Consider the following 6456-nt stretch of genomic DNA (forward strand, 5'->3'; position numbering starts at 1 on the left):
CCTCCGATTTATTTACACAATTTTATAATATGTAATTAAAATCATGAGGTGACATTTTGATGAAAACTATTATATGTTTCTTTAATTTTTTCTCCGTTCTTCAGAAACACTCTAACAATCTCCGGATCAAAATGGAAACCGCTTTTCTCTTCTATCATTCGAATAGACTCTTCAAAGCTGAACGGTTTTTTGTAAGGCCTTTTGCTGGTAAGTGCATCAAAAACATCCGCCAGTGCTACAATCCTTGCACTTAAGGGTATTTCCTCTCCCTTCCTTCCATAAGGATACCCTGTTCCATCCCACTTTTCATGATGACCTTCTGCTATTTCTATGCCGAGTTTAAAAACACTTCTTCCACTTTTCTCAATGTTCTCCTCAGCCGCCCTTAGTACCTGGCCTCCATATAACGTATGGGTTTTCATGATTTCGAACTCCTCATCCGTAAGCTTGTCCGGCTTTAAAAGTATTTCATCCCTTATAGCAACTTTTCCTATATCATGGAGAGGGCTGAATCTTTCAATATCGTTTATATAATCCAGATTTATTTTATCTCTGTATATACTGTCCTCATATAGAAACTCTGCAATCATCCTTGAATAAGTTTTCATTCGATTTAAATGTTCTCCCGTATCTATATCCCTGGATTCTGCAAGTTTTGCCAGGGCCAGTATGCTGCTGTAGAGAAGTTCATCAGTAAATATGTTCTTTTCAAAGCTTATTGCTATGCTATTCGCAAGGATTTTAAGAAATTTCTCATGTTTTGACGTATATACATTTTTATTCAGACTTGAGAAGAATATAACCCCAACTGGTCTGTTGTTTATTTTAAGCGGCAGTGTTATAGATGAGCGAATACCTATTTCAAGAAGTTTCTTGTTATAATCCTTAAGCTGTTTACCTCTGGTATATTCTTCAAAATCATTTATAATTCTTGTTCTTCCGGTTTCTATTATCCTTTCAAGACTTGTATTACTTATAGAAACCTTATAGCCTACAAAGCTTTGCGTCTTATCGCTTATGCTCCTGTCAGAAATTGCATAGGCTGCTCTTATGGTTTTTTCATCATCTCCAATCAGTGCAATACCTATATGATTATAGGGTATGAATGATGAAAATGTGGAATATATATATTGAAGTATTTCAGTAAATGATTTGCTATAATTTAAATTCTCAATCAGCTCTATCATGCTATTGAATTTTGAAAATACATCGTTTACTTCCTTAATTACAGGTACAAGCTCCTTTCTTGTCGGTTTTATAATGTCAGGTCTAAAGCCCGCCAGGCCTATTTCAGAAACTCCTCTGTAAAGTTCACTTAAAGGCAGAATCAAATATCTATTAATATTGAATAACAAAATTATAGTAGATATCACTGCAAGCGTTCCAAGGGATGCTGTTAAAAGTATGGAATAAATCATATTCTTTTTTGCTGCCATTACAACAATGCCCGTTATTTTATCACTACTATCAAGCAATTTGTGATTATTTTCATTTATATAGTCGATGTACTGAACGTCAAATCCCCCTTCGGAAGAAATAATTTCATCAATATAACTTCTCAATTTATTCCAGGTTGCATCCGTTTCTTTTAAAGCTGGTTCCAGTTCATTCAGATTCTTTTCAAAATCTAAGATTTTACTTCCAATATTGATTTTTCCACTTTTAATTGATTTAAAAGTTGTGTCAAATTGTCTTTCTGATTCCTGTAATTCCGCTTTGGTCTGCAATATTTTTTCCTTTATTTCATTTTCTGAGCCTTCTGTATCGTTGTTTAACCTGTCATATAAAACATATAGCATGGAGGCATCCTTTGCCATCATCTGACTGTACATCCTCTGTTTACCCAGCACATTTATAAGTTGACGGCTGGTATAGTCTGCTTCAATTGCGTTAAAGGCAAGCCTCCCAAGGCTTGCAACAACTCCAAGAATTAGAAAAGTTATAATAACCATCCTCACCTTTATAAACTTGAGAATTGACATTTTACCACTTACCACATTTTTCACCCCAAAATAAAATTTTAAGTATATTTTAACGCAATTGCTATTCATTTCCCATTATACCTAATAAAACACGTTAAGAAAATAAAAAAAGCATTTTGAATCACATCAAAATGCTTTTTTATCAATAATCCCTTACAAGAAGCTTTTCAGCAATTTCCATCAATATAACCTTTGCCTCACCATCTGGAAGAGATGTAATATCCTTAAATGCTTTATCAGTATATTTTTTTGCGAGAGCCCTTGCCCTTTCGATGCCTCCAAGTTCTTTCGCAAGTTTTACTATATTTTTTATATCTTCATAACATAGAGGCTTTGAAAGCATTCTCCTAATATCTCCTTTATCTGATTCAAGGGCATATATCAGGGGCAATGTATAAATTCCCTGTTTTAAATCGTTGCCAACGGGCTTTCCAACTACCTTTTCATCACCCGTATAATCCAGCAAATCATCTATTATCTGAAAGGCCATACCAATGTTATAACCTATTCTTCCTAGCTTGCTTGCAAGTTTTTTGCTGCATCCGCTTTCCTCTGCTCCAATATAGAGGCTAAGAGAGAACAGTGCTGCTGTTTTGGCTCCAATTCTCTTCAAATACTTCTTTACCGATACATTTTGATTAAACTGTGAAGCAAACTGGTCTATTTCACCTGCACATATTCTTGAAACTGCCTTAGACAGCATTTTCATGTTTTCAATGGATGTATTATTCGAAAGAAGCATAAAACATTTGCTGAACAAATAATCTCCCATGAAAACAGCGTAGTTCTTTCCATATTTTGATTGTATAGTCTGGCTTCCCCTTCTTAAAACTGCATCATCAAGTATGTCGTCATGGACGAGTGTTGCCATATGGAGCATTTCGATAGTGGCTCCTAAAGAACATAACTTTTTCTGGTCATAATAGCCAAACCTTCCTCCTAATAGAAGAAAAGCAGGCCTGAGCAGCTTTCCTCCAGAATCAATTAAATCCAAGAGTGCACTCTCTATTAGCTTCTCATTGCATTTTACACTTTTCCGCATAATATTTTTAACCATTTCCAGGTCTTCCTTAAGCATAGGATATTTATCCCAAAAATTACTCATTTAATCACCCTTGATTTCTATAATAGTTAGTTTATTCCGTAGGAAATTAATTTTTTGACATACGTAATAAGATACCTAGCCGTTAAGCCTATAAAAATTCCTGTTCCAAGCCCGGCAACCATAAGCACAGGCAAATAGGATACAATCCGAATGTTTTGAACAATCATGGACGCTACTAAGACCTGGCCTATATTGTGAAATACTGCCCCTGCTACGCTAACTCCTATTGCACTAACATTTTCTTCTCCAAGCTGCATGACGACAAACATTACAAAAAAGCTCAGAATGCCTCCTGCAATACTGTATAAAAAACTTGAAAGGGAGCCTCCAAGCAGTGCCGCCATTATTATTCTTAATACAACTATTGCAAAAGTTTCCTTAAATCCAAATGTATAAAGGGCTATTACGGTAACCAGGTTCGCAAGTCCAAGCTTTGCCCCCGGCGTAATAAAAGGAACAGGAATAGCCCTTTCAATAACATGGAGAACCAGCGCCTGGGCTACAAGCAAGGATATAAAGGTTAGTTTTCTTGTTTTACTCATTTATATCCTCCTTTAAAACGATAAAGCATCGTTTTCAGAATTACTTTCACCTTTAATTTCAACAACGACTTTATTCGGCAGACAAACAAGCATATCTCCAGGTTTGCTGATTGCTCCATCTTTAATACAAATTTTGTCGGGGCAGTCGGCATCAATTATCCGTACTTTAGCGTTTGAGATATCAATAATATTGAATCCAAGGTTGCTTTTAACCACAACTCTCTCGGTTGTAGTCTTATCAAATGGAATTTTTCTATACAGCCTATTTTCCGAATAAATTTCTACGTATTTCCTGGAATAATTCCCCTGCGGCCTTATAGCAAGAACTCCAAGGGATCCCAGTGCAATAATAACCACAAGTATTATTATAACAATATCAAACCTTTTCATTATACTGCCCCATTCTTTTAAAAATAAATATAGAACAATTATTAAAATCTTATATTGGGTTTATCCACATACAAATAGGTTTTTCTGGCAAAATTAGTTTTATTCCACCATCTCTTCAGCCACGGCATTACATAGTAATCAAGTCCAAATGCTCTTCCTGCTCCACCCATAAGAGCTATTGAAGCAAATATATACCAGAGGCTTTCCTTTCCAGCCATTGCTGAGAGAATAAAGTTTAGGTTCATACCAATTGAAACAACTGAAGCTACGAATGTAAATAATCCTGCTATTAATGCCAATCCTATTCCTATTTCAATGAATACCACAACGTACTGGAATATACCTGAAACTGGCTGAATAAATGTATCAAGGAACCACTGATAAATTGCCGGTGGATGTGCCAGCAGTGGTACCTGACTTGCTACAGCCCCAGCTCCACCTGCCGCAGCCTGTGAGGCTCCTGTTGTTGCTTCAGCAGCCTGTGAGGCTCCTGTTGTTGCCTGAGTTGCGGTAAACATGAAATTAAGTTTATTGCTTCCAGGTACAAGCCATCCTTCCTGAATTTTCTTAATTCCTTCTGTAAGCCACATAACACCTACAAATATTCTGAGTAAAACAAGCCACCATGTATTCGTTTTAGCACCTAAGTGTCCACCCAAGAATGAGCGATTTTCCCTCATATCGAAGAACTCATGCTTTAAATATCCCCAGCAAACGTTAATACCACCAACACCAAATAGATAGTGTAAGTTTACAAGATGTTTCATGGCCATTGCGAAGATTCCAGTAAGCTTCATTCCTGCAACTTCAGCAACTCCATAGCGTCCACCTATTGAAACCATAAAACCATGGTAGTTTGACTTAAACGGCTTCTTTTCTTTTCCTTCTATATCTGCAACTATATTGTGAACCGCCGTTTCTGCTGTTTGAAGCGCCGTTTCAACTATCTGTGGTATTCCCTTGTTTGGTTCCTCTTCAAAGTATGCGTTGTCACCTATAAGATATACATTGCTGTAGTCAACTGACTGCATAAATTCATTGGCTTGGATTCTGTTTCTCTTACCCATTGTTAATCCAAACTTTGCAGCCACTTCATTACCCTGAACACCACATGTCCATATCAATGTATGGGTTTTAATTTCTGTTCCGTCCTTTAATGTTATACCATCCTTATCTACTTTAACTATCGGAGCATTTGTAAGTATTTCCACTCCCTTTTTCCTAAGGTATCTTTCAGCCTTGGCTCTCATATTTTCACCAAGCATTGTTAGTATATTGCCCACGGCTTCAACAACCATAAGCCTTACTTCGCTTTCATCGATGTAGTTTTCTCTGCAGAGCTTTTCCTTCCACTCCAGCAGTTCACCTATCATCTCAATTCCGGTAAAACCTGCACCTGCTACTATGAAAGTGAGCATTTCTCTTCTCTTTTGAAGATTTTTCTCCACTCTAGCCTTTCTAAAAACAGTTTCGATATGCTCTCTGATTTTCATTGCATCTTCAAAGGACCACAACGTAAAGGCATTTTCCCTGCAGCCCGGAACTCCAAAGAAAGCTGGCTCACTGCCTGTACCCAGAATAAGATAGTCATATGAGTATTCTGCGCTGTCGGAGAAGAGCTTTTGAGCTTTGAAATCTATTTTTGTTATATTGTCTGTTACTAAATTAACCTTTGTGGCATTGAATATCTTCTTAAGATCGATTTGAACGCTGTCCGGTTCAACTCTCGAACCCGCAACCTCATGAAGCTCAGTTAACAACGTATGAAAAGTATTTCTGTCAATAAGGGTAATTTCTATTTGTTCGTTTTTCTTAAATCTTTTATTTAGTAACTTAGCCGCATGGACACCACCATATCCAGCACCTAAGATTACTATTCTCTTTGTATTTGACATACTCCCCCTCCTCTTTAATATAGAAATTTTTTGTTAATATATAAACATTCAATTTAATTTTATACAAAAACATAACACATGTCCACCCTTAAAGAATATAAATATGTATAATTTTGAACGAATTTTAATTACTATTTATGATTTCTTTGGATAATTGAGGAAATTGCACAATTCAAATTTATGCAAATCCTAGATTGTGCATAAATTTTTGTAATTTTAGACGCACTTTAATAAGCTATCCAACTTACATGTGGATAACTAAAAAATTAATAAATTTGTATTAAGCAGCTGTGGATATTGATTTTGCTGTGTTTACAGCGATTGTTCCTGCAATTAATGTAATACAGTTTAGCAGTGCCCATGATTTAGCTTTGGCAATTCCTGAAGATCTTAAATTATCGGTATTTAAGTAATCTTTCAGTCTACTGTTGCACCTTTCTATTGAGGTTCTTTTATCATAAATTTTTTCCCATTTTTCTGAACCTCTAATAGGATAGCTGAAGAACCTATGGTTATTTTTGTAGTTTACTTTAAGGCAATAT

5 protein-coding genes and 1 pseudogene are annotated in these 6456 nt (G+C 36.0%); all 6 read right to left on the reverse strand.

Annotation, left to right across the window (positions count from 1 at the left end):
• Positions 1-41: 41 nt before the first annotated feature.
• Positions 42-1997 carry an HD domain-containing phosphohydrolase gene (locus EDD71_RS07700; protein ID WP_166636392.1) on the reverse strand — a complete coding sequence of 652 codons (1956 nt, stop codon included), beginning with the start codon at positions 1995-1997 and terminating at the stop codon, positions 42-44.
• 127 nt (positions 1998-2124) lie between these two features.
• Positions 2125-3087 carry a polyprenyl synthetase family protein gene (locus EDD71_RS07705; protein WP_133628167.1) on the reverse strand — a complete coding sequence of 321 codons (963 nt, stop codon included), beginning with the start codon at positions 3085-3087 and terminating at the stop codon, positions 2125-2127.
• Between the two features lie 26 nt (positions 3088-3113).
• Complete coding sequence (locus EDD71_RS07710) at positions 3114-3629, reverse strand: Gx transporter family protein (RefSeq protein ID WP_133628168.1); 516 nt, start codon at positions 3627-3629, stop codon at positions 3114-3116.
• A gap of 12 nt (positions 3630-3641) precedes the next feature.
• Positions 3642-4019: a NusG domain II-containing protein gene (locus EDD71_RS07715; protein ID WP_133628169.1), complete on the reverse strand. Its 378-nt coding sequence runs from the start codon at positions 4017-4019 to the stop codon at positions 3642-3644.
• Positions 4020-4060: 41 nt separating this feature from the next.
• Positions 4061-5914, reverse strand: a complete 1854-nt coding sequence (locus tag EDD71_RS07720; RefSeq protein ID WP_133628170.1) for an FAD-dependent oxidoreductase — start codon at positions 5912-5914, stop codon at positions 4061-4063.
• A 280-nt stretch (positions 5915-6194) separates the two neighbouring features.
• Positions 6195-6456, reverse strand: a pseudogene (locus EDD71_RS07725) (IS5/IS1182 family transposase); the annotation flags it as partial.

This window comes from Fonticella tunisiensis (assembly GCF_004364155.1).
Classification (GTDB): Bacteria; Bacillota; Clostridia; order Clostridiales; family Caloramatoraceae; genus Fonticella; species Fonticella tunisiensis.